This window comes from Aeromonas veronii bv. veronii (assembly GCF_000820225.1).
GTDB classification, from domain to species: Bacteria; Pseudomonadota; Gammaproteobacteria; order Enterobacterales; family Aeromonadaceae; genus Aeromonas; species Aeromonas veronii.
The window spans coordinates 32,843-54,142 of record NZ_CDDK01000018.1; the positions used below are offsets into that span (position 1 = coordinate 32,843).

Annotated in this window: 9 protein-coding genes, 5 tRNA genes and 2 riboswitches; of the genes, 11 read left to right on the forward strand and 3 right to left on the reverse strand. The window is 59.5% G+C overall.

The features are described from left to right. The first annotated feature begins 48 nt into the window (after positions 1-48). A complete protein-coding gene (locus BN1139_RS06395; RefSeq protein WP_013723508.1) occupies positions 49-2,643 on the forward strand; it encodes a glycosyl hydrolase family 18 protein in 2,595 nt (864 codons plus the stop codon). Between the two features lie 130 nt (positions 2,644-2,773). On the opposite strand, the gene BN1139_RS06400 is transcribed toward BN1139_RS06395, so the two are convergent. Next, on the reverse strand, positions 2,774-4,009 hold the full coding sequence (locus tag BN1139_RS06400) for a sensor domain-containing diguanylate cyclase (protein ID WP_005354192.1): 1,236 nt from the start codon (positions 4,007-4,009) through the stop codon (positions 2,774-2,776). A 315-nt stretch (positions 4,010-4,324) separates the two neighbouring features. After that, a riboswitch (cyclic di-GMP riboswitch) is annotated at positions 4,325-4,412 on the forward strand. 99 nt (positions 4,413-4,511) lie between these two features. Here BN1139_RS06400 and BN1139_RS06405 point away from each other — a divergent pair. From BN1139_RS06405 to BN1139_RS06440, 8 genes are all read left to right on the forward strand, one after another. Further along, positions 4,512-7,124, forward strand: a complete 2,613-nt coding sequence (locus tag BN1139_RS06405) for a glycosyl hydrolase family 18 protein (protein WP_005354190.1) — start codon at positions 4,512-4,514, stop codon at positions 7,122-7,124. A gap of 73 nt (positions 7,125-7,197) precedes the next feature. Further along, entirely contained in the window at positions 7,198-10,179 is a 2,982-nt protein-coding gene (locus tag BN1139_RS06410; protein ID WP_237700561.1) for a M66 family metalloprotease, read from the forward strand. Positions 10,180-10,258: 79 nt separating this feature from the next. Then, positions 10,259-12,175, forward strand: a complete 1,917-nt coding sequence (locus BN1139_RS06415; protein WP_005354181.1) for a glycoside hydrolase family 19 protein — start codon at positions 10,259-10,261, stop codon at positions 12,173-12,175. 788 nt (positions 12,176-12,963) lie between these two features. Continuing rightward, positions 12,964-13,039 (forward strand) — tRNA-Ala (locus BN1139_RS06420). A 28-nt stretch (positions 13,040-13,067) separates the two neighbouring features. Beyond that, positions 13,068-13,143 (forward strand) — tRNA-Ala (locus tag BN1139_RS06425). Between the two features lie 65 nt (positions 13,144-13,208). Next, positions 13,209-13,284 (forward strand) — tRNA-Ala (locus tag BN1139_RS06430). Positions 13,285-13,332: 48 nt separating this feature from the next. Beyond that, positions 13,333-13,408 (forward strand) — tRNA-Ala (locus BN1139_RS06435). A gap of 34 nt (positions 13,409-13,442) precedes the next feature. Continuing rightward, positions 13,443-13,518: transfer RNA gene (locus BN1139_RS06440), tRNA-Ala, on the forward strand. 170 nt (positions 13,519-13,688) lie between these two features. On the opposite strand, the gene BN1139_RS06445 is transcribed toward BN1139_RS06440, so the two are convergent. After that, a complete protein-coding gene (locus tag BN1139_RS06445; protein WP_013723510.1) occupies positions 13,689-15,878 on the reverse strand; it encodes an ExeM/NucH family extracellular endonuclease in 2,190 nt (729 codons plus the stop codon). A 293-nt stretch (positions 15,879-16,171) separates the two neighbouring features. Next, a riboswitch (cyclic di-GMP riboswitch) is annotated at positions 16,172-16,254 on the forward strand. Between the two features lie 116 nt (positions 16,255-16,370). Between BN1139_RS06445 and BN1139_RS06450 the strand changes: the two genes are divergently transcribed. After that, on the forward strand, positions 16,371-19,400 hold the full coding sequence (locus BN1139_RS06450; protein ID WP_005354179.1) for a glycosyl hydrolase family 18 protein: 3,030 nt from the start codon (positions 16,371-16,373) through the stop codon (positions 19,398-19,400). 139 nt (positions 19,401-19,539) lie between these two features. After that, positions 19,540-20,484 carry a chemotaxis protein CheV gene (locus BN1139_RS06455; RefSeq protein WP_005335238.1) on the forward strand — a complete coding sequence of 315 codons (945 nt, stop codon included), beginning with the start codon at positions 19,540-19,542 and terminating at the stop codon, positions 20,482-20,484. Between the two features lie 182 nt (positions 20,485-20,666). Here the strand turns inward: BN1139_RS06455 and BN1139_RS06460 are convergent, their stop codons facing one another. Continuing rightward, a complete protein-coding gene (locus BN1139_RS06460) occupies positions 20,667-21,278 on the reverse strand; it encodes an arylesterase (protein ID WP_005335237.1) in 612 nt (203 codons plus the stop codon). Between the last annotated feature and the right edge of the window lie 22 nt (positions 21,279-21,300).

The following is a 21,300-nucleotide window of genomic DNA, read 5'->3' on the forward strand; positions in this document are numbered from 1 at the left end:
GCGTAGCCCTTTTCGTTGCCAACATAACGAAATAGGGAAATATAAAAAATGCTAAGTCCAAAGCCTACCATGCTGGCCCTTGCGGTCGGTCTGTGCTGCGCCTCGTCCGCTTATGCTGCGGCGCCCGGCAAGCCGACCATAGGATGGGGTCCCACCAAGTTTTCCATCGTTGAAGTCGATCAGGCGGCCACTGCCTACAACAATCTGGTCAAGGTAAAGGATGCCGCCGATGTGGAGGTGAACTGGAACCTCTGGAGCGGCGATCTGGGCCAGAGTGCCAAGGTACTGCTCAATGGTCAGGAGGTGTGGTCCGGCCCCTCCACCGCGGCGGGCAGCGCCACATTCAAGGTGAAGAAAGGGGGGCGCTACCAGATGCAGGTGGCGCTGTGCAACGCCGATGGCTGTACCCTCTCTGATGCCAAGGCGATCGTGGTCGCCGATACCGATGGCAGCCATCTGGCGCCACTCAAGGCGCCGTTGCAGGAGAACAACAAGCCCTACGCCAACAAGTCCGGCAAGGTGGTCGGTACTTACTATGTGGAGTGGGGAGTCTATGGCCGCAAGTTTACGGTGGACAAGATCCCGGCCCAGAACCTGACCCATATCCTCTATGGTTTCACCCCCATCTGCGGCGGGGATGGCCTCAACGACAGCCTCAAGGAGATCGAAGGGAGCTTCCAGGCGCTGCAACGGGCGTGTGCCGGTCGCGCCGACTTCAAGGTGGCGATGCACGATCCCTGGGCCGCCATCCAGATGCCGCAAGGCAGCCTCACCGCCCATGATGAGCCCTACAAGGGCAACTTTGGTGCCCTGATGGCGCTCAAGCAGGCCTATCCGAACCTCAAGATCCTCCCCTCGGTCGGCGGCTGGACCCTCTCCGACCCCTTCTACTTCCTCGGTGATAAAACCAAGCGCGATGTGTTCGTCGGCTCGGTGAAAGAGTTCCTGCAGACCTGGAAGTTCTTCGACGGCGTGGATATCGACTGGGAGTACCCGGGCGGCCAGGGCGCCAACCCGAAACTGGGTAGTCCGAGCGATGGTGCCACCTATGTGACCCTGATGAAGGAGCTGCGGGCCATGCTCGACGAGCTGGAGGCCGAGACCGGTCGCCAGTATGAGCTCACCTCGGCCATTGGTGCGGGGGGCGACAAGATCCAGGATGTGGACTACAAGGCGGCCCAGCCCTACATGGACCACATCTTCATGATGACCTACGACTACAACGGTGCCTGGAGCAACACCGAGCTGGGCCACCAGACCAACCTTTATGCGGCGAGCTGGGATCCCGATACCAAGTACACCACCGACAAGGCGGTGAATCAGCTGCTGGCGCAGGGGGTTGAACCAGGCAAGCTGGTGGTCGGTGCCGCCATGTATGGCCGTGGCTGGACCGGGGTGAGCGGTTATCAGGGCAACAACCCCTTCACCGGCAAGGCGACCGGCAAGGTGAAAGGCACCTGGGAGGACGGGGTGGTGGATTACCGCGACATCGTCAACAACCGGATGGGGGCGGGCTGGGAGAAGGGCTATGACGAGGTGGCCGAGGCGCCCTATCTGTTCAAGGCGTCGACCGGCGATCTCATCACCTATGACAACGACCGCTCGGTCAAGGCCAAGGGACAGTATGTGCTGGCCAACAAGCTCGGTGGCCTCTTCTCCTGGGAGATCGACGCCGACAACGGCGACATCCTCAACGCCATGCATGAAGGGCTGGGCCACGGCAGTGGCGTCACGCCGCCAGCCAACAAGCCGCCGCTGGCCAACGCAGGCAGTGATCTCAAGGTGACCGGCCCGACTGAGGTGACGCTGGATGGGTCTGCCTCCCACGATCCGGAAAATGGCGCCCTCACCTATAGCTGGAAGCAGATCTCCGGGCCGCAGGCTGCCCTGCTGGATGCCACTCAGGCCAAAGCCCGCTTGGTGCTGGATGCTGTGGCTGCCGACATCAATCTGGTGTTTGAGCTGACAGTGACCGATGACCAGCAGTTGAGTGCCAAGGATCAGGTGGTGGTGACCAACAAGGCGCCGCAGGCCAATCTGGCGCCGGTGGTGAGTGTACCTGCCACGGCCTCTGTGGAGGCGGGCAAGCAGGTGACCATCAAGGCGACCGCCTCCGATCCAAACGGTGATCCGTTGACTTATCAGTGGAGTGTGCCAGCAGGCATCACCGCAACGGGTCAGAACAGCGCCACCCTGGTGGTCACTGGCCCGAACGTGACCAGCGATACCGGCTATGACCTGAGCGTCACCGTCTCCGACGGCGGGCTGGATGCCAGCGCGGCAACCCGTCTGACGGTCAAACCGGCCAGCAGCGGCGGTGGTTGCACGGCGACCGATCCGGATGCGGCCAATTGGCCAGTCTGGAAAGCGGCAAGCACCTATAACAGCGGCGACAAGGTGAGCCACAACCAGCTGGTGTGGCAGGCCAAGTACTGGACCCAGGGCAACGAGCCTAGCCGCACCGCGGATCAGTGGCTGCTGGTGAGCAAGGTGCAACTGGGTTGGGATGCCAATGTGGCCTACAACGGTGGCGAGCTCACCACTCATAACGGCCGTCAGTGGAAGGCGCAGTACTGGACCAAGGGCAATGAGCCCGGCAAACACGACGTCTGGCAGGATGTGGGAGCCGCCAGTTGTAAATAAGCATTGAATGGTGGCGGGGCATGCCGGTCATGCCCCGTTTTTTCTCCCCGCTTTGCCACATTCTGGCGGGTCTGCCAATCGGTTTCCCCACCCAGCTTCTCTTTTGTGTCTGCAAAGCAGCCCTTCCGGGCTAGTGATTAATGCTCTCCCCGATAGCTGGCATCTGTGCCGCCCGCAGCTCTTTGTGGTGCCGCTTGTGTTGGTACATGTCGGCATCGGCTCTGGCAAACGCGGCGGCAAAGTCGCCGCGATAGGGGGCCATCCCCATACTGCACGAGATAGTGGGGGAGGCGCTGGCCAGCATGGCCGTCAGCCTGGCCATCGTCTGTTGCAGCTCGGTCGGTGTCAGAGTGGTGAGCAGCACAAACTCATCCCCGCCGAAGCGGGCGGCAATCACCCCCTGACCGAAGTGCTGGCGTATGCCATCTGCGATAAGGCGCAGGGCCTGATCACCGGCCAAATGGCCACTGCTGTCATTGAGCTGCTTGAGATTGTCCATGTCGATCAGCAGCAGGGTGCCTTCTGGCTGTGCTTGCAGAGCGAGTTCGAATTGCTGGCGATTGGCGAGCCCGGTGAGCTGGTCGGTATTGGCCAGCTGATAGATGCGGCGGGACTGCTGATAGATGGTGATGGCGTGGCGAATATCCCGCGCCAGGATCGCCATCAGGTGGCTGTCGTAGCGGGTAAAGGCATTACGTTTGCTGCTGTCCATATTGATCATGCCGTAGAGCTGACCATCGATATGGATCGGGGTCGCCAGCGTGGCCTGGATGGGCAGGTCGGTGCAGTTGACCAGCAGCTCTCTGTCCTGTTCGGACAGGGGCATGGTGGCATTTATCTTCGACAGGTCGTTGATCAGCAGTGTTTTGTTGCAGCGCCCCTGAGTCAGCTTGTACTGAAAGGTGTGCTCCAGCGGCAGATTGATCCGCCGCAGTTTCACCAAATCCATGCCGATGGCCGCTTCATATCTCAACATGCCTGTGCCCGGCAGCAGCTTGATCAGGCAGCCCATCTCTGCCCCCGGGATCAACATCACGGCTCGTCTGAGCAGATCCTCCAGAAAGGCCTCTTCGGTCTGGTATTGCGCCGAGTTGCGGGCCAGCTCGGCGGTGGTTTCGTTGATCTTGAGCGCCTCACTCAGATGCTGCCACTGGCGGTGCAGATGGTAGCGGTAGTGGCGATAGAGCCAGAAGGTGCAGATAAGGTAGCTCTGGACTAGCAAGGTGCTGGCAAGCGGCGCCCTTTGCCAGCCATTGAGGCTGTTGATAAGCCAGATCATCCCGGCCAGTGGCAAGGCATAAATCGTCAAACGAACAAATTTGTCGTATCTGGATAACCGGGTGCGTGAGGGCAATTCGCTGGGCATGAAGACACCTGCTGGCCATGCAAAGCGGCGATTATAAATTCATTAGTTGCGATACAGATGGGTCTTTTGTCGCATATTGTTCTTACTCATTGATTTTTCTCAACTTGGTGTGATGCAGATCAAAAAAATGGTGTGAGGTATCTGGTTGGAGGTGATGAGATTATGTCTGCATATCCGGCTGTTTTTTAAACATTAATTTCTTGAAAGTGGGTAATTGTCGGGGTTGGTAACTGGTGGGCTGGCAATGGTCCGATTTGCTTACTTATCAGAATTACCCTACAGTCAATCGGCGATTATTTATCGCCAGAAATAACGTTGTGACAAGGGCAAACCGATTGAAAAGTCGGGACGCAAAGCTTCCGGTCTAAGGGTCAAGACGGCCTAGGATAGCGGGGCCACCACAGTAGAATGCAGGCTGCCTTTGCCAAGGGGTGGCCGTTTTTGTGTCACCTGTCGTGTTGCGTTGCCCTTTCGTTTTTCCAATAACGAAAAGGAAAGCAATATGCTAAGTCCAAAACCTGCACTGCTGGCCATGGTGGTCGGCACCCTGCTCGCCTCCTCCGCCGCTTATGCGGCAGCTCCCGGCAAACCCGCCATCGGTTGGGGCCCCACCAAGTTTGCCATCGTCGAAGTCAGCCAGTCCGCGACCGCTTATAACGAGCTGGTCAAGGTGAAGGATGGCGCCGATGTGACCGTCACCTGGAATATCTGGAACGGCGATATTGGCCAGAGTGCCAAGGTGCTGCTGGATGGCAAGGAGGTGTGGTCCGGTCCCTCTTCCGCCGCTGGCACAGCCACCTTCAAGGTGCACAAGGGGGGGCGCTATCAGATGCAGGTCGCGCTGTGCAACGGCGATGGCTGTACCCTGTCTGATGCCAAAGAGATCGTGGTCGCCGATACCGATGGCAGCCACCTTGCGCCGCTCAAGCCTGCCCTGCAGGAGAATAACAAACCCTATGTCAACAAGTCCGGCAAGGTGGTCGGTACCTACTATGTGGAGTGGGGGGTCTATGATCGCAACTTCACCGTGGACAAGTTGCCGGCCCAGAACCTGACCCATATCCTCTATGGCTTCACCCCGATTTGTGGCGGTGATGGCCTCAACGACAGCCTCAAAGAGATTGCCGGCAGCTTCCAGGCGCTGCAACGTGCCTGTGCCGGGCGCAAGGATTTCCAGGTCGCCATTCACGATCCCTGGGCCGCGCTGCAAAAAGGGCAGGGGTCACTGGTCGCCTGGGATGAGCCCTATAAGGGCAACTTCGGCAATCTGATGGCCCTCAAGCAGGCCTATCCGGACCTGAAGATCCTCCCCTCAGTCGGTGGCTGGACCCTCTCCGACCCCTTCTTCTTCATGCATGACAAGGCCAAGCGTGACGTGTTCGTCGCCTCGGTCAAAGAGTTCCTGCAGACCTGGAAGTTCTTCGACGGTGTCGATATCGACTATGAGTTCCCGGGCGGGGACGGCGCCAACCCCAATCTGGGGGACAAGACCAAAGATGGGGAAACCTATGTGCTGATCATGAAGGATCTGCGCGCCATGCTCGACGAGCTGGAGGCCGAGACCGGTCGCACCTATCAGCTCACTTCCGCCATCGGTGCCGGTTACGACAAGATTGAGGATGTGGATTACAAGGCTGCCCAGCAGTACATGGACCACCTCTTCGTGATGAGTTACGACTACAACGGTGCCTGGAGCAATACCTCCCTGGGTCATCAGGCCAACCTCTATCAGGCCACCAACGGCTCGGCCAACAAGCGCTACAACACTGATGCAGCGGTGCAGCAACTGCTTGCGCAAGGGGTCGACTCCGGGAAGCTGGTGATCGGTGCCGCCGCCTACGGTCGCGGCTGGAAAGGGGTGAGCGGATATCAGGGCAACGATCCCTTCACCGGCACCGCCACCGGCAAGATCAAGGGCACCTGGGAAGATGGCGTGCTGGATTATCGCCACATCGTCAACAGCCACATGGGTGCAGGCTGGGAGTACAACTACGACGAGACTGCCGAAGCGGCCACCCTGTTCAAGCCCTCCACCGGCGAGCTGATCACCTATGACGACGAGCGCTCGGTCAAGGCGAAAGGCCAATACGTGCTGGCCAACAAGCTGGGCGGGCTCTTCTCCTGGGAGATCGATGCCGACAACGGCGACATCCTCAACGCCATGCATGAAGGTCTCGGTCACGGTGAAGGGGTTACCCCACCAGCCAACAAGCCGCCAGTGGCTAACGCAGGCAGCGATGTGGCGGTGACCGGCCCGGCTACCCTGACGCTGGATGGCTCAGCCTCCTATGATCCGGAAAAAGGCTCTCTGACCTACAGCTGGAAGCAGGTCTCCGGCCCGCAGGCCGCTCTGCTTGATGCCACTCAGGCCAAGGCCCGGGTTGTACTCGATGCCGTGTCCGCCGACATCAATCTGGTGTTCGAGCTGACGGTGACCGATGACCATCAACTGACCGCCAGGGATCAGGTGGTGGTGACCAACAAGGCGCCGCAGCCCAACCTGCCTCCGGTGGTGACTTTGCCTGCCAGCGTCAAGGTGGAAGAGGGCAAGCAGGTGACCATCACCGCCAAGGCATCCGACCCCAATGGCGACGAGCTGATCTACCAGTGGCAAGTACCTGCCGGTATCACGGCGACCGGCCAGAACAGCGCCACCCTGGTGGTCACCGGCCCGGCGGTGGATGTCGAAACCGGTTATGACCTCTCTGTGACCGTCTCCGATGGCGCACTCGATGCCAACGCGGCCACCCGTCTCACCGTCACGCCAATCAACGAAGGTGGTGAGGGGGGCTCTTGCAACACCACAGATCCGGAAGCAGCCAACGTTCCCGCATGGCAGGCCAGCAAGGTCTACAACGGCGGTGACAAGGTGAGCCACAACCAGCTGGTATGGCAGGCCAAGTACTGGACTCAGGGTAATGAGCCGAGCCGCGCCGCCGATCAGTGGGCGCTGGTGAGTCAGGTTGATCTGGGCTGGAACGCAGCCGTTGCCTACAACGGCGGGGATCTCACCAACCACAATGGCCGTCAGTGGAAGGCCAAGTGGTGGACTCAAGGCAATGAGCCGGGCAAGCACGATGTCTGGCTGGATATCGGGGCAGCAAGCTGTAACTGAGGCCTCCTCACCAATGACGGGGCATGGCGACATGCCCCTCATTCCCGGTAGCAATATGAACGAGAACCTGACAATGACCACAAATGTGACCCGAATCGCTGCCCTCATCATGGCAACCCTGGCGGCTGGCCCCCTGTCTGCCGCCACCTCGCCCCTGATATTCAATGACACGACACCGCAAAGCGATCTGGCGGGTAGCCTGGCTGCCAGCGTGCAGTTTGCCCAGAGCCAGATCCTGCCTTCCTATCCCAAAGAGGGGGATCGCCAACCCATCCTGACCAGCCTGCGCAAGAGCCTGCTGCTGGTGCAACCACTCCAGGCCGACGGGGTGACCCCCATAACGGTGGATGCCCGTGACGGCAGCGGCAAGCTGCTTGGCTCCCTGACCTTGTCGCCGCCATCAGCACTGCCCGAGACGGTCTACCACCTCGCGGGGGTTCCCGAAGGCGGAGTGAGCTTCATCCCGGAGAGCGGCACCACTGCCGTCATCAGCAGTAGTGCTGAGTTGGCCAAACTGAGCGACAAGAGCGGCGCCTTCCTCAAGGAGCGGCTGACCGGGCGCGCGCTGGTGGAGATCCAGACTGCCGACGGCCGCTGGGTTCGGGATATCTACCTGCCCGTGAGCCCGGAGCTGGAGGGCAAGATGGTGAGGATCCGCTCCAGTGCCGGTTATAACTCGACGGCCTTTTATGGTGAGCGACAGGTGACCGTCTCCCGTGGCCAGACCCTGCAGTTCAAGTTTGCCAATGGGCAGTGGTTCCGCGAGGGGGAGCTGGAGAACAACCGCATCACCTATGCAGCGGATACCTGGAGCGGCGAGCTGCCTGCCGAGTGGATCCAGCCCGGACTGAACCTCTCCGTTCGTCAGGGCAATCTCAGTGGTGAACTGCGTGACATCAAGGTCGGCGCCCCCGGCGAGCTGCTGCTGCACACCATCGACATCGGCATGCTCACCCCGCCACGGGATCGCTTTGCCTTTGCCAATGACAAGGAGGCCCATCGCGAATACTTCCAGACCATTCCGGCCAGCCGGATGATTGTCAGTCAGTATGCACCGCTCTCCCTGCCTGAGGTGATGCTGCCCAACGGCACCCTGCTGACCGACTTTGACCCGAGCGAAGGGGGCTGGCATGGCGGCACCATGCGTCAGCGCATCGGCAAGGAGCTTATCTCCCATGGCATCGACAATGCCAACTACGGCATCAACAGCAGCGCCGGTGAAGGGGAGGGGAGCCATCCCTTTGTGGTGGCCCAGCTGACGGCGCACAACAGTCGCGGCAAGTATGCCAATGGCGTTCAGGTGCACGGAGGTTCCGGTGGCGGTGGCATCGTCACGCTGGATGATTCGCTGGGCAACGAGTTCAGCCACGAGGTGGGCCACAACTTCGGCCTTGGCCACTATGTGGATGGTTTCCGCGGCTCGGTTCATCGCAGTGCCGATCAGCTCAACTCCAGCTGGGGCTGGGACAGTGACAAACACCGTTTCATCCCCAACTTCTCGCCGACCCGCACCAATGAGGATGCCTGTCTGGATGGCCAGTGCCAGCCACCGTTCGATGGCCGCAAGTTTGGCCACGATGCGATGGCGGGCGGCCGCCCTCTCTCCGGCGCCAACCGTTTCACCCTCTATACCCCCAATTCGGCCGCCATCATCCAGCGCTTTCTGGAGAGCAAGGCGGTGTTCGATGCCAACTCGGCCACCGGCTTTAGCAAGTGGAACAGTGCGATGGCCAGGATGGAGCCCTATCAGCACACAATCGAGGGGATCGAGAAAGTCGAGGCTCCCATGGATGCCCTGAACGAGGCCGGGCTGAGTGCCCTGCTGGCGGATTACGGCTTGGTCAGGGTCGCCATGTGGGACGGTCGCTGGACCCGCGATATCCGGGTGCCAGTTGCCTCTGCGGAAAACCGTGGGCGCAGTCTGACCATCGATCACGGGGCCGGTTACAACAGTCGCCTCTTTATCAACGGCAAGGAAATTGTGGTGAACCGGGGCTTCAAGAAGAGCTTCACCTCGGATGGCCAGAGCTGGGTGGAGGTCTCCCCCATCGATACCAAGGTTGCGCGCAAGCCAGAGCAGTTCGGCGTGCCGGTGACCACCTTGGTGGGCTATTACGATCCGCAAGGAGCCCTGCGCAGCTACATCTATCCGGCTCTGCACGGCGCCTACGGCTTCACCTACCCGGATGACAGAAACACCCTGTCCGGCAATGACTGCCAGTTGCAGGTGGAGACCCGCGATGGTCTGCAGCGCTTCAGGCTGGCCAATCACAGAGTGTCCAGCAGTGTCATGAACAAGTTCCACATCAACCTGCCCACCGCCAGCGAGCCCGGTCGCGCCACCATCCAGTGCCGTGGCCAGACGCTGGTACAGCAGAGCTTGTTGCCACCGCAGCAGACCCTCTCCTTTACTGTCAACGGGCGGCTGCTGGAGCAGGGCGTGGTTGAGAACCAGCCTCCGGTAGTAACCGTACCGGCACAACTCGGCGGCATCGGCGGTGAGTGGCTGACCATCACTGCTGAGGCGAGGGATCCCGAGGGCGATGCGCTCAGCTACCGCTGGCACTTCCCGATGGGCTGGCAGGTAGAAGGCGAGACCAGTGCCAACCTGCGTCTGCTACCGCCGGCTGTCACTACCAGCGAGCAGCATGAGCTGAGTGTGAGCGTCTCGGACGGGGTACACCAAAGCGAAGGGCGCATCGTGCTTACGCTGGATCCAGTGGTCGACGGCTCTTGCAACACCACCGACCCGGAAGCGGCCAACGTTCCCGCATGGCAGGCCAGCAAGGTCTACAACGGCGGAGACAAGGTGAGCCAGAACCAGCTGGTATGGCGTGCCAAATACTGGACTCAGGGCAATGAACCGAGCCGCGCCGCCGATCAGTGGGCGCTGGCGAGTCAGGTTGAGCTGGGCTGGAGCGCGACCGTTGCCTACAACGGCGGTGAGCTGACCAACCACAACGGCCGTCAGTGGAAGGCCAAGTGGTGGACTCAAGGCAACGAGCCGGGCAAGCACGATGTCTGGCTGGATGTCGGGGCGGCAAGCTGCCCCTAGGTTGAGTCCATGATGAAGATGGCGGAGCCTGTTCAGGCGGGCTCTGTCTTTTGCCACAAAACCATAGAGAGCAACAATAATGAAAAAAAACCGCATCACCCTTCTGCTTGCCGGCATGATGCTGAGCGGCCACCTGTGGGCGGCTGAGGCATACGACATCAACAAATCCTATCCGGGCGGCAGCCAGGTCAATTACAACGGCCAGGTTTTTGAGGCCAAGTGGTGGGTCAACCCGGGTCAGACTCCCGGCATGGCGGCCGCCAATGAGTGGGATACCCCGTGGAAGCTTGTCGGCGAAGGGGAAGTGGCCCCGCCTGACACCGGTGGCGATGACAAGCCCAATCCGCCAACGCCAACCCCGCCGGATGGCAGCACCACCCCCGTCTATATGAGCCAGGCTGAGCTGGATGCCAAAGAGAAGGCGCTGACCGACTTCCCGGCGATGGAAGCGGTCAAGGCTTCCATCGCTACCCGGGACAATCTGGTGGTCGAGGCGGTGCAGCCGGGCCGTGCCGACAACCCGGGCAACGTCAAGCGGGTCGAAAGCCTGCTGAGCGAGGGTCAGTTCAACTACCTCTTCCCGCTGCGCGCCCCCGAGTACACCTATCGCGGCCTGTTGCAGGCGGCGGCCAAGTTCCCGGCCCTGTGCAGCGACTACAGTGATGGCCGCGATGCTGACGCCATTTGCCGCAAGACCCTGGCAACCATGTTCGCCCACTTCGCCCAGGAGACCGGCGGCCATGAAAACTGGCGCCCGGAGGCCGAGTGGCGTCAGGCGCTGGTCTATGTACGCGAGATGGGATGGAATGAGACCATGCGCGGTGGTTACAACGCCGAGTGCCGCCCCGATGTGTGGCAGGGTCAGCAGTGGCCGTGCGGTACGTTCGACAATGGCGAGTTCAAGAGCTACTTTGGCCGCGGCGCCAAGCAGCTCTCCTACAACTACAACTACGGCCCCTTCTCCGAGGCGATGTTCGGTACGGTGCGCACCCTGCTCGACCGCCCCGATCTGGTGGCCGACACCTGGCTGAACCTCGCCAGTGCGGTGTTCTTCTATACCTATCCGCAGCCGCCCAAGCCCTCCATGCTCCATGTCATCGATGGTACCTGGCAGCCGAATGACCATGACAAGCAGAACGGTCTGGTACCGGGCTTCGGGGTCACTACCCAGATCATCAACGGCGGGGTGGAGTGCGGCGGTCCGGTCGAGCACGCCCAGTCCCAGAATCGCATCAACTACTACCGCGAGTTTGCCAACTACCTCGGAGTGGCGGTGCCATCCGACGAGGTGCTGGGTTGCAAGAATATGAAGGTGTTTGATGACAATGGCGCCGGTGCCTTGCCCATCTATTGGGAGCAGGACTGGAGCTATGTGGCAGGGAACCCCAACGGCGGCAAGAGTTACGCTTGCAAGCTGGTGGGCTACCAGACCCGCTTCAGCGCCTTCAAGGCAGGGGATTACAGCCGCTGCGTTCAGCACTTCTATCCGGAGGTGGTGATCGAGGATAACGGCGGTGGCACCAACCTGCCGCCAGTGGCCAATATCACTGGCCCGGCGCAGGCCGAAGGTGGCAGCAAGGTGACTCTCTCCGGCCAGCACTCCAGCGATCCGGAAGGCAAGCCGCTCTCCTATGCCTGGACTATCCCGGCTGGAGCCTCTGCCCCGGCACTGGATCAGGTCACTCTGGAGTTGACTCTGCCCAAGCCGGCCAGCGATACCAAGCTGGAGATCAAACTGACGGTGACCGATGAAGGGAGCTTGAGCCGTAGCGCTACCCATAGCCTGCTGGTGAAAGGGGAGGAGGGGGGCGTAACGCCACCTGACTATCCGGCCTACAAAGAGGGGACTCCCTACAAGGCGGGCGAGCGGGTCAGCAACGGCGGTGTCAGCTACGAGTGTAAACCGCACCCCTACACCGGCTGGTGTGCCGGTGCCGCCTGGGCCTATGAGCCGGGCAAGGGGACGGCCTGGGCCGATGCCTGGATCAAGCTCTGAGCCGTTTCAGGGTTACAAGGCTTACCGATTAGCCAGCGCACTATCTGATGTAATCACAGTCTGGAGCAATAAAAGATGGGGCCTGCGGGCCCCATTCTTGTTTGGTGGAGTTCAGGTTTGGCCGTGGAACATCTGGCCCGGACAGGACAGCGCCTCGAAAGGGCTGTGTGATGATGTGTGTTGTTTTTTTATTACATTTTCCGTGAAAGGCTTTCAGCAATTACTTGCCGTAGCGGAAGTAGTATTCACGGGTGGAGGGGGCATAGGCATCTTTCTCTACAACGCCGTTCTTGGTGGTTGCACCGCGCAGGTGGAACAGGACTGCCAGATTCTCAAACATGGTTTACCTCATCGCTCTGTCATTTATGGTTATGGTGTGTGACCTGGGTCACGGTTTGATCCTATGGTCATTTGTGAGCCAGATCAACTTTCTGTGTTGTAAATTTACAAAAATCATGGAAAGGGTTTTCAAATGCAATGCCCTTTATGGAAAGGCTTTCCCGAGGTGACGGGGGAGAAGCTGATGATCAGCCTGCAAAAGATGCCTGAGAGCGGGGGCGTTGCACGGGGAAAGAGGCTTGCTGCACGGCCTCTCCTTTATAGGTGCTTGAGCTGATTTGTGACATAAAACAGATAGATAGCACGCGTCTTGCTGGTAAAAACAGCGAACTGCTGCAATTTTGACTAAACGAATCAGTCGCGGTTATTTTAGGGTTGACAGCAAAGCGGGTGATGCCTATCATGCGCCTCCGTTGCCGGAGATAACTTCGTCAGCGCCGAGGTGAGTTGGGGTTATAGCTCAGCTGGGAGAGCGCTTGCATGGCATGCAAGAGGTCCGCGGTTCGATCCCGCGTAGCTCCACCAAATTCTCCTCGAACAATCTGGAATCAAAGGGGTTATAGCTCAGCTGGGAGAGCGCTTGCATGGCATGCAAGAGGTCCGCGGTTCGATCCCGCGTAGCTCCACCAGATTCTTGATTGTTGTATTGAATACCCAGGGCAGTGTGGTGTGTATCACCCAAGCCGACCTTTGTGGGGCTATAGCTCAGCTGGGAGAGCGCCTGCTTTGCACGCAGGAGGTCTGCGGTTCGATCCCGCATAGCTCCACCATTATTTAGGATGAATGGCCGCCAGAACCATTCATTCAGTACCGATTATGGGGCTATAGCTCAGCTGGGAGAGCGCCTGCTTTGCACGCAGGAGGTCTGCGGTTCGATCCCGCATAGCTCCACCAAATTCAGAGTGACTGCCGGTCATTCACAAAAATCGGGGTTATAGCTCAGCTGGGAGAGCGCTTGCATGGCATGCAAGAGGTCCGCGGTTCGATCCCGCGTAGCTCCACCAAATTCTTTTTACAAGAAGCAAAAGGCCACCGCATCGCGGTGGCCTTTTTGTTTTCTCCATCATTTATTTTCTCCATACGCCCGCGCCTTTCATTTGTAAATCCAATGACCTGAATGAAAAAGCCCGCGAGACTTGCGGGCTTTGCTTGCACTATTCAAATTCGCCTGTGGTTAACGGCGACGTCGCCAGGCCAGTGGCAACAGGGCCAGCAGGCCGAATCCCAGTGCACCGCCGCCTGAGGAGGAGTCCGGTTTGGTGGCATCGCTCTCCAGTCTCAGGTCGACGATGATGGGATCATGGTCGGAGGCACTGAAGGGGTTGTCAGACTTGAGCAGGGAGCCGGTGTACTGGCTGCCGTATTCGAACAGGGAGCTCTCGAAGGAGTTGATGTGCCAGTCGGCGACACCTGCCACCTTGCTGGCCAGCGCCGGGTTGGCGAGGGCGTAGTCCAGGGTGCCCAGCTCCCCGTCGTAGCTGTAGGAGATGGCTTTCTCCTTGTTGAATTTGACGTTGAGATCGATCAGGCCGTAGCTGCGAGTCACTTCGCGACCGAGCTGTTCATAGGAGTGATCACCGATAAAGGTGTGAGAGGCCGATACGATCTTCCGCTCGCTGGTGGCCGGGTTGTAGTCGGTCAGAACCCGGATCGGATCTTCCTTGGCGTAGGAGTTGAAGTCGCCCACCAGCAGCACCTGGCCCGGCAGTTTGCTGACCGCCTCACCCAGCACCTTGGCGGCAGAGACCCGGAACTCGGTGCACTTGCCCTGCAGGTCGGCCGGTTCTGTCTTGCCATCGCCATTTTCGTAGCAGCCTGACCCTTTGGATTTGAGGTGGTTGACCACCAGCGTCAGCGGCTCCTTGCTCTTGGCGAGGGTGAAGGTCTGAACCAGAGAATCGCGCTGACCAGCTGTCTTGGCTACACCACCAGTGGTGTAGCGCTGCTCCGGCAGCTTGATGACGCTGGCATCTCCGCTGGGGGTGAGCAGAGCAGGACGGTAGAGCATCGCCACCATGATGGCATCTCCGCCGAAGAACTTGCCATCGGTAAGGGCAGTGACCGGCAGACGCACATAGGCGTAGTGTTTGCTCGCATCCTTCTGCTGTTCGTTGAGGCGGGTCACCAGATTGTGGAGGGCCGAGTTATCCTCGAAGCCGTTGTTCTCCATCTCCATCAGGCCGAGCAGATCGGCATCCATTGCGGTGATGGCATTGATGATCTTGGTGCGCTGTTTCTCGAACTCGGGCTGGCTCTTGGCACCCCGGTTGCAACCTTTGGCGTTGTCGGCATCCGCCTGATCCTTGCACAGGATATTGAGTGCGCCGCCGATGCTGGAGTGGCTGGTGAAGTAGTTGAGCACGTTGAAGCTGCCGATCCGCAGATCGCTGCCAGCGAGGCGAGCCGGCGCGTCTTGACGATCCTCTTCAGGGTTGCGCAGCAGGGCGCCGGCAGTCAGGGTGACATCGCTCGGTACCACCAGGCGGAACGCATCCTTGTTGTATACGAGCACCCCCTCCAGCCCGGTTAGTTGATCACCGATGCGCAGATATCCCTGATCGGCATCCCAGCTCGGGAACCAGGGCAGTACGCCATCCGGCGCTTTGTAATCAGACTCGACTACCAGACGGTTGCTGCCATTTTTGGTGGCTAGTGCGACAGCGTCCGCACTGTTGGCAACATGAAGTTGGGTCGGTTTGATCAGCGGGGTTTTGTGGGCCAACTCTACGTTGTTGCGATAGACCTTGTAGTCAAAGCCATAGTTGCGGGTCAGGTGCAGGTCACTGCTGCTGTCGAGACGTACCCGCATCCCTTCGTGGCGATTGAGCGCTTGCGCAAGCGTCTCCCCTTCATTGACCTGCAATACGCTGGTCGGCACATTCAGCCCTTGTGCGGTGACTTGCAAGTGGGCTTTTTTGGTGGCCTTGTCGACTAACGGGGTCAGCTGGGTGCCGCCGTAAAATTCTTGCACCTGTGCTTCCAGACAGACTTTGCTCCCCGGTTTGACGTCTTTATATTTGGTCGCGAAGTCCTTGTCGTTCAGATAGACAAAGATGCCATCAGAGGTGGCCGGATTGCCATCGCCCACCGGGTCGGTCAGATAGAACCCCTTGGTCAGGCTTTGGCCCAGCGTCGTCACGATACCGCGAACGTTGAAGGTGCCCGTGCTGATTTTACCGGTCACATTGCCGTTCTTGTCGGTCACGGTCTGGGTGGCCAGCGCGCTGGCGGAGCCTGTGCCCTGAATGGTCGGGATGGGGGTGAGTTGAGCCGGATCGGACGGGCAGACAAATGCCGCATGGGCGCCTGAGGATGCAAGTGCCAGCCCCACGGCCAGCGACAGCAGGGTACGAGTACCTTTCATAGGTGTTCCTTTTTTATTTTTGCCAGTGATTCCATAGCCTTGGCTCGTTGACCAAGGGCGCGCATTGTCACATTTCTGGCATGTCATACCAGTGAGCCAACGCACATTAAATGAATCTGGGAAGGTGCGGGAAAGCGTTTTTATGATCCCAGTAACGATATGATTTTTTTGATAATTCAATCAATTTTAACCCTGAGATCATGACGCTTTCGTGGCAGGGGATAATTCTCTTTGAGAATAAAGATTGAGGGGATCTTGTCGCCTTCCTATACTGGGTTCGTTCCTCACGGAACCCAGGTAAAGGGCAAACCGGCAGTGATGTCGGGGCGCAATGCTTCCGGTCTCGATCGTGGATCCAGATAGCGGGGTTTCCCTGGGTGAGGGGTGGTTTTTGTGGCAGGTCCATTGCCCGTTGTCTGCGCCCATCATGCAGGTTGCGATTGTTCTTTGCCTTGGTTACCAATGCCAAGACAAAACAAGGAAGATAACAATATGCAACAGCTCTTCAGACCCAGCAGGCTTGCCATGCTGGTCGCCCTTGCGGCTGCGCCCGCCTGGGCTCAGGCCGCTTATCCCGCCTATAAATCCGGTACTGCCTACAAGGCTGGCGATATCGTCAGCAACGTCGGTGCCCTCTACGAGTGCAAAGAATTTCCCTATTCAGGCTGGTGCGGGGCATCCCCCTATCACTATGAGCCGGGTGTCGGTGTGGTCTGGGCAGATGCCTGGAAGCCCTATGGTGGCGAGGTGCCCCCTCCGGCGCTCGGCGTAGCCGTCAGCTCACCGGCTACCGGTTCCAGTTTTAATGAAGGAGCAAGCGTGGCGCTGGCGGTGACCTTGAGCGGCCCGGTAACGGCCTTGGCCCGGGTGGAATATCTTGTCGACGGCAAGCTGGTCGCCACGGCGAGCGCCTCGCCCTGGAGTGCCAGCTGGAGCGCCGCCGGAGTGGGGGCCCATACCCTCAAGGCACGGGCGCTGGATAAAGATGGCAAGGTGCTGAGCGAGGCGGATTCGAGCTTCAACGTCGCCGCCGTGGTCGCGCCAGAGGCGCCCAAGGCGAGCATCAGCAGCCCGGCCAATGGCGCCAAGGTGACGCTGGGTCGCAGTGTGGCGGTGAGCGGTAACGTCACCGATGCCAACAACGATGTGGCCAAAGTCGAGCTCTATGTCGACGGCAAGAAGGTGGGCGAAGATACCACTGCCCCCTGGCAGGTGAACTGGACACCGGATGCCAAAGGGAGTGCCGCCCTCAAGCTGGTGGCCACAGACAAGACCAATCTGAGCGGTGAGTCGGCGGCGGTGACCGTCAATGTCGAGGAGGCCGCGCTGCCGCCCACCGGTGGTAACCTCTCTTGTGACATTCGCCAGGTCTATCGCCCGGATGGCTACGAGTGCATGGGGGATGACCATGCCCGCCGTGTCATCGGCTACTTCACCTCCTGGCGCACCGGAAAGAACGGCCTGCCCGCCTATCTGGTGAGCGATATTCCATGGAACAAGATCACCCACATCAACTACGCCTTCGCGGCGGTGGATGAGCAGAGCCACACCATCAAGGTGGACGATGCAGCCACCAAGATGACCTGGGATGGCGTGCCGGGTGCCGAGATGGATCCTGAATTTGCCTACAAGGGCCACTTCAACCTGCTGTCGAAGTACAAGAAGCAGTATCCGGACGTGAAGACCCTGATCTCGGTCGGGGGCTGGGCCGATACGCGCGGTTTCTACACTGCCACTACCAAGGGTGACTGCTCGGTCAATACTGCCGGTATCAACACCCTGGCTGACTCGGCGGTGAGCTTTATCCGCCAGTACGGTTTTGACGGGGTCGATATCGACTACGAATACCCCACCTCAATGAAGGATGCGGGCAACCCCAACGACTTCCCGCTCTCCAACCAGTGCCGGGCCAAGCTGTTTGCCAATTACGAGGTGCTGATGAAGACCTTGCGGGCGCGGCTCGACAACGCCGGTAACGAAGATGGCCGCAAGTATATGCTGACCATCGCCTCACCGGCTTCTGCCTATCTGCTGCGCGGGATGGAGAACTTCCAGGTCACCCAGTACCTCGACTACGTCAACCTGATGACCTATGACTTCCACGGCGCCTGGAACCACTTTGTCGGTCACAACGCGGCCCTGTTCGACAACAATGCCGACCCCGAGCTCTCCCACTGGGGCGTCTATACCCAGACCCAGTTTGGCGGTATCGGTTACCTCAACGCCGCCTGGTCTGCTCACTACTTCCGCGGTGCGCTGGTGGCTGGCAAGATCAACGTTGGCGTGCCCTATTACACCCGCGGTTGGCAGGGGGTGAGCGGTGGCAGTCATGGGTTGGGTGGCAAGGCAGCCCTGCCGAGTCAGAACGAGTGCCAGCCGGGCACAGGTGGCAGCACCATTCCGTGCGGCAACGGGGCGGTCGGCATCGACAACATCTGGCATGATCTCGACAAGAACGGCAAAGAGATCGGCGGTGGCGCCGTGCCCATGTGGCATGCCAAGAACCTGGAGAATGCGGCCAGCCTCGGCATCACGACTCTGCCCAGCTACGGCACGGCCTGGGGTCTGGATCCCAACAATCCGGCTCACGTGATACAGGGCAAGTATGTGCGTTACTACGATGACAAGGCCCACGCCCCCTGGCTGTGGAACGAAGAGAAGAAGGTGTTCCTCTCAACCGAAGATGAAGAGTCCATGGGCCACAAGCTCGACTACATCATCAAGCGCGGTCTGGGTGGCGTGATGTTCTGGGAGATGGCGGGTGACTACGCCTTCGATCCGGCCAAGAACGAGTACGGCATAGGCAGCACCCTGACCACCCTGGCTTACGAGAAGTTTGCCAAGGCAACTCCGTACAATACCAAGCAAAACGATCTGGCCGCGCCGAGCGCCCAGCTCGACATCCAGGTCAGCCTCTCCGGCTTCAAGGAAGGGGACTCCAACTACCCGATCAACCCGAAACTCAAGCTGGTCAACAAGTCGACCCAGACCATTCCAGGCGGCGCGCGCATCGAGTTTCTGGTGCCCACGTCCACCTCTGACACCATCACGGATCAGAGTGGCATGGGGCTGAAAGTGGTGGAGAGCGGTGGCAACGACAATTCGGAAGGCATTGCCAACGAGAAGGACTTCCACAAGGTCGCCATGAACCTGCCGGGTTGGCAGACTCTGGCGCCGGGGGCCGAGATTGAAGTCGCCATGACTTACTACCTGCCCGCCGCTGGCGTGCCGAGCGGTATGCGCATCATCAGCGGCAGCCAGACCATTGGTCTCAAGGCCGAGTTCCCGACCCTGCCGGAGGCCGTGCTGGGCTCGGGTGGCGGCGAGAATCCGGGTACCAGCTGCAGCAGCCAGAACGTCAATCCGGCGGCCTACAAGGCCTATCCGAGCTGGCCGCAGGGGGATCATGCCAATGGCGGCGATCGCATCACCCATAACAAGGTAGTGTGGCAGGCGAACTGGTGGACCAGCAGCGAGCCCAAGGCAACCGATGGCAGCTGGAAGTCTGTCTGTAGCTATTGATTTTAAAATCAATGAGATAAGTGAGGCTTCGGCCTCACTTTTTTTGTCTGGTTGGTCGCTCTGGTTGAAAATGCGCCTGCCTTTCCTGGCGGGCAGCCTCTATAATAGAGTCGATTAATAATCAGATGGATATCAGCGTATGGCGAGTATATTGGATTCCGTTGATCAACGAACTCAACTGGTGGGGGAAAACCGCCTCGAGTTGTTGATGTTTCGTCTCGGCACCCGTCAGATGTTCGCCATCAACGTCTTCAAGGTACGGGAAGTGGTCAAGTTGCCCCATCTGAGCAAGATGCCGGGCTCCCATCACAATATCAGTGGGGTGGCCAATATCCGCGGTACCTCGATCCCGGTGATCAACCTGCGCAGCGCCATCGGTATGCGCCCCATGCCCATCGACAGTGAATCCAACCTCATCATCACCGAGTACAACCGCACCATTCAGGGCTTTCTGGTGGGGCAGGTGGCCAACATCGTCAACATGACCTGGAAGGACATACTGCCACCGCCGCGCTCCGCCGGGCGCGCCAACTACCTCACTGCCATCACCCGCATTCCCGAAGATGGAGTGGATCAGATCGTCGAGATCATCGATGTGGAGAAGGTGCTGGCGGAGATCATCACCTATGACATCCGCATCTCCGAGGAGGTGCTGGACCGGGAGATCCTGCCCGAGATGCATGGCCGCAAAGTGCTGATCGTCGATGACTCCAGCACCGCCCGCAATCTGGTGCGCGAGACCCTGGGCCAGCTTGGGCTTGAGGTGATCGAGTGTCAGGATGGTTTGCAGGCGCTGACCCTGCTCAAGGGGTGGTGCGATGCTGGCAAGAAGGTGACCGACGAGATCCTGCTGATGATCACCGATGCCGAAATGCCGGAGATGGACGGCTACCGCCTGACCCACGAGGTGCGCAGCGATCCGCGCATGTCTGACCTCTTTATCACCCTCAACACCTCCCTGAGCGGCAACTTCAACGAAGCCATGGTCAAGAAGGTGGGGTGCGACCGCTTTATCTCCAAATTCCAGCCCGACTTGCTGGTGGGGGTGGCCCAGGAGCGGCTGCGTCAGGTGCTGGAAAGCTGAGAAGTTGCCTGCCGGTTATGCTAAATCAATAACAACACATCCCGCTTCGGCGGGATGTGTTGTTATTGGGTATTGGCGATGGATTGGTTGAATCAAGGTGCCACGCAGAGATCGTCGACCATTCAAAGCATCCGATTTTGGCGGGATATTTTGTTATGGGATATTGGTGATAGACGGCGGGCTTATTGGCTGAGCAGCGGCTCCATAAAGCGGGCGACTTTATCGCGGATTTGTGGCTGGGCCGCCGGGGTGGGATGAATACCATCGTTCATCATAAGTTCAGGGCGCAGCGCAATATCATCCATAAAGAAGGGCAGCAGCGGCAGATCGTTAGCCTGGGCCAACTCGGGAAAGATCTGTTCGAACTGGCGCAGATAGCGGGCACCGTAGTTGCGGGGCAGCTGGATTTGGGTCAACACCACACGGGTCTGCTGCTCCTTGGCGAGCGCGATCATGCTGGCCAGATTCTGGCGGGTAATGGTCGGTGCGAAGCCGCGCAGGCCATCGTTGCCCCCCAGTTCGATCAGCAGCCAGTCCGGCTTGTGCTCCTTCAGCAGAGCGGGCAGACGGGCCAGCGCCCCTTGGGTCGTTTCACCGCTGATGCTGGCATTGAGCAGGGTGTGTTTGCCCCCCTCCTCCTGCCATTTCTGGTTGAGCAGGGCGGGCCAGCTCTGCTCAACCTGCATCTGATAGCCGGCGCTCAGGCTGTCTCCCAGCACCAACAGGGTCTGGGCCTGAGCCGATGAAAGCAGGCTGCCAAGGCCAACGAACAAGGCAAACAGAATACGCACCATCAATTCAACTCCCGCTATGGAT

Coding starts and splice junctions, on each gene's coding strand:
- BN1139_RS06455 (WP_005335238.1), top strand. CDS start 19,540: ATGGCGAGTATATTGGATTCCGTTGATCAACGAACTCAACTGGTGGGG.
- BN1139_RS06405 (WP_005354190.1), top strand. CDS start 4,512: ATGCTAAGTCCAAAACCTGCACTGCTGGCCATGGTGGTCGGCACCCTG.
- BN1139_RS06410 (WP_237700561.1), top strand. CDS start 7,198: ATGACCACAAATGTGACCCGAATCGCTGCCCTCATCATGGCAACCCTG.
- BN1139_RS06450 (WP_005354179.1), top strand. CDS start 16,371: ATGCAACAGCTCTTCAGACCCAGCAGGCTTGCCATGCTGGTCGCCCTT.
- BN1139_RS06460 (WP_005335237.1), bottom strand. CDS start 21,278: ATGGTGCGTATTCTGTTTGCCTTGTTCGTTGGCCTTGGCAGCCTGCTT.
- BN1139_RS06395 (WP_013723508.1), top strand. CDS start 49: ATGCTAAGTCCAAAGCCTACCATGCTGGCCCTTGCGGTCGGTCTGTGC.
- BN1139_RS06445 (WP_013723510.1), bottom strand. CDS start 15,878: ATGAAAGGTACTCGTACCCTGCTGTCGCTGGCCGTGGGGCTGGCACTT.
- BN1139_RS06400 (WP_005354192.1), bottom strand. CDS start 4,009: ATGCCCAGCGAATTGCCCTCACGCACCCGGTTATCCAGATACGACAAA.
- BN1139_RS06415 (WP_005354181.1), top strand. CDS start 10,259: ATGAAAAAAAACCGCATCACCCTTCTGCTTGCCGGCATGATGCTGAGC.